The 3345-nt window shown below is 39.2% G+C and carries 2 protein-coding genes and 1 pseudogene; 2 read left to right on the top strand and 1 reads right to left on the bottom strand.

The genetic code is table 11. The annotated features are described in order from the left end of the window. The first annotated feature begins 153 nt into the window (after positions 1–153). Both M983_RS03110 and M983_RS03105 read left to right on the top strand, forming a co-directional pair. Positions 154–2361 (top strand): cytochrome P450, encoded by a 2208-nt coding sequence (locus M983_RS03110; protein WP_066746900.1) that lies wholly within the window; start codon positions 154–156, stop codon positions 2359–2361. Continuing rightward, positions 2358–3155: a class I SAM-dependent methyltransferase gene (locus M983_RS03105; protein WP_066746897.1), complete on the top strand. Its 798-nt coding sequence runs from the start codon at positions 2358–2360 to the stop codon at positions 3153–3155. Before M983_RS03110 ends, M983_RS03105 begins: the two co-directional genes overlap by 4 nt. A gap of 35 nt (positions 3156–3190) precedes the next feature. Here the strand turns inward: M983_RS03105 and M983_RS17350 are convergent. After that, a pseudogene (locus M983_RS17350) lies at positions 3191–3295 on the bottom strand (recombinase family protein); the annotation flags it as partial. Positions 3296–3345 lie beyond the last annotated feature (50 nt).

Here is a 3345-nt window from a genome sequence, read left to right as displayed (position 1 = left end):
CCATATAAAAATATAACGAATATATGAAGGTTTAGGTTCCATTTAAGATTCTCAGACTCAGATGATGCATTATTGCGAATTAAATAGCATTTAGTTATTCGCTTACTATATTACTATAGTTAATAAAAACGTAATCTACAAGGAATACAATGGATGAAACATGTATCTAAGAAAAAAGATAATATCCCTTCAACATTACTAATAATACCTGATATTCAATTTCCTTTTTCTGCTATTCCATCACGTTCAGATAGTGAGTATTTACGAGGAAAAGCTCTTATTTGGGCACAACAATACGGCTTGATTGGTAGACGTGGTGCTGATCGATTGAGTACAACACCTCTACTTGATTTAGGAATTGCATTATGTGGAAATGCACCCACAGAACGCTCAGAAATTCTAGTATGTTGGTATCTTTGGGCTCTAATTCTTGATGATCGTATTGATGATGGACCTTGGGCGGAAAATGGAGTTTTAAATGATTTTATCATCGCAGTACAGACTGTGACAGCTAATGATAATTTCACTGAATACCCCGATAAAATCAGGCAATTTGATGACCCAATGCTTCTTGTCTTAGCTGAATATTTATGGCCAAAAATCCAGAGTTGGGGAGATGAACATTGGCAACATCAGTTGTTACAGAATTTAATTCAACATCTACACGCACAAGCCGCATTGGTGCAAATCCGTGAAGCGAATATGCCACTGACGTTGGAGCAATATTTACCATTGCGCCGTAATTCTTTTGGTTCATTGTTCTTTTTTGATCTAATTGATGGCGCAGAATCCCTTTATCCTTGTGCCTATTCAGCTAACATTGAGTGGTGGAATAACCTTCGTGAATATAGTGCTGACATTATTGCATGGACAAATGACATATATTCGATCGCTAAAGATGTTGTGTGTGGGGAGCGCTTCAACCTTGTATCTGTCTTAGCCACTACTAATGGCAATGACTGGCCTATGGCAATCGAATCTGCACATCAAATGCTAAAAAATAAAGTTATTCAATTCACGGATACTATAGCTCAGCTAATAAATTATCAAATATCTAGCGAGGTTGATCCTAGTCGTCTAAACCGTATTATTCGTGCCTCGGGAGATTGGCATAAAACAGTTTCTCGTTATCATCTGCAAACTAATGAATCTATCGTGTCATCTAAACGACAGATTAATCTAGAACTTACACCTCCGACACTAAAATCTCGTCAATTCGAAATCGATCCTTACCCATTGTATGAACGTTTACGTACCACAATGCCTATTGCCTATGATGAAACTACTGATATATGGCTTATCAGCCGACATGCAGATATCAAAGCGGTATTAACTAATTCTAAAGTGAGTACTAATAACTATATGTGGCAGATCGGACCATTACTAGGACGTACAATTGTCGCAATGGATGGTTGTGAACATGCTCATCATAGAGGATTACTTAGTCCTAAATTTCGTGGAAAATCACTTGAAATATTTAGAGATTCTATTACTTCGGTCACCCGTGATCTGCTCGCTAAAATGAAAGGTAAATCTCGTGTTGATTTAATTACAGATTTCACCTCTGAATTACCTGTACTCGTTATGGCTAAAGCATTGGGTTTACCTATTGAAACTTCAGAAGAAATAGAACAAATAAAAAAATGGTGTAGTATCGGTTTTGAGTATCTAGGCAACTATAGGCAAGACCCAGCATTATTAACAGGAGGCTTATCTAATAGAGATAATTTTTATAATTTCGTAGATCCATATATTGAAGCTCGTCGTATCTCCCCTTCAAACGATTTAATATCGCACCTTCTAGATGCTCGAATTGATGACCAACCGTTATCCGATAGATTTATTAAAGCCTATTGCGCAATTCTAATGACCGCAGGTAGTGAAACGAGTCATGGTGCTTTAGCGAATTTGATTGTTAATTTATTAAATGAACCTGGAATCAAGGATATGGTGCTAGATAATCCAGATCTAATGGAAAACGCATACGCTGAAACTTTGCGACGCAATCCCCCGCTACAACTCGTACTCAGAGAAGCCACTGAAACACTCTCTTTACCATCAGGAACAATTCCAGCAGGAGCAACTTTAGCCTGCTTAATTGGTTCTGCAAATCGTGATCCAGAACGATTCCCTGAGCCGGATATCTTCGATATATCACGCCCGAATAAGACCTCAAGCCATTTTGCTTTCGGGGCAGGAAAACATTTCTGCCTAGGATCTATGTTAGCGCAGATGGAGATCACCATTGGCGCTAATATGTTACTACAAGCTTTTCCAAACATATGTTGGGCCTCGGGATTTAAGCCAGTTAAACAAGGGTTCTTGAACCGTTGCCCTAAAAAGCTCGAGGTTATGCTATGAACGGTACTCATATCTCTGGAAAAACTAGCTACACTCAAAGTTATCTTGATGATCAACACACTGGGCAATTAGCCCGACTTCGTTATCTGGAGAATGCTTTTGATCCCTTAAGTAAAGCTACTTTTGAACAATTAGAGCTTCCCTGTAAACCAATTATTCTTGATGTTGGCGCTGGAGCAGGTTCCTTCGCTAGCTGGCTAACAAGCAGATACTCTAGAGCAACCATTATAGCTACAGATATAGACACTCGATTTCTAAATGATATCCCTAATATTCAAGTATTAACACATAATGTTGTGACTGATGATTTTCCTGTTGCGTCTTTCGATGTAGTACATATTCGAGCATTACTATGCCATCTTACAGAACGTGAGAATGTATTGACTCGAATAACTCGTTGGATTCGACCTGGTGGCTGGTTAGTAGTTGAAGATGTAAGTTTACAACCTAGCTTAAAAACAACGAACCCACTATTTCGAAAAGTTGCATGTGCTGGTATTACACTTCTTGAGCAATCGGTTGGTTCTGACATGTTTTGGGCTGATTCTCTTCCTTATCTATTAGAGACGAGAGGCTTATCTAAAATTGGTTCTCGTACTCTTGACGGTAAAATTGGCGATAACAGCCCAGCAGATAATTTTTGGGCAGCAACTACTGCTCAGGCTACACCTCTGCTATTAAAACTTGGATTGCTTACCCAAAGTGAACTTAATGCTATGTCTGCTTTACGGGCGGATCCTGAGTTTACTGATACAGCACTAACATTAATTAGCGCCTGGGGACAAGTATCCTAAAACTCATGAAGTGATTACTTGACATCCTTCACGTCCTTTAGGGCGTGAAGGTTCTGCACAACCGCAGCGAGGAGAATTTGTGTCTGCAGGGTAAGATCCTGCTCACTGGTTGAAACGCGGACATAGCCGTAAAGTGCTATAATGATGAAAACGTAACACCGGGATGAGGCTAAAGCTCGCCAATATTCTA

Source organism: Proteus myxofaciens ATCC 19692 (assembly GCF_001654855.1).
Lineage (GTDB): Bacteria > Pseudomonadota > Gammaproteobacteria > Enterobacterales > Enterobacteriaceae > Proteus > Proteus myxofaciens.
The sequence above is the reverse complement of the archived record's forward strand: the minus strand, read 5'-3'. Positions and strand labels throughout refer to the sequence as shown.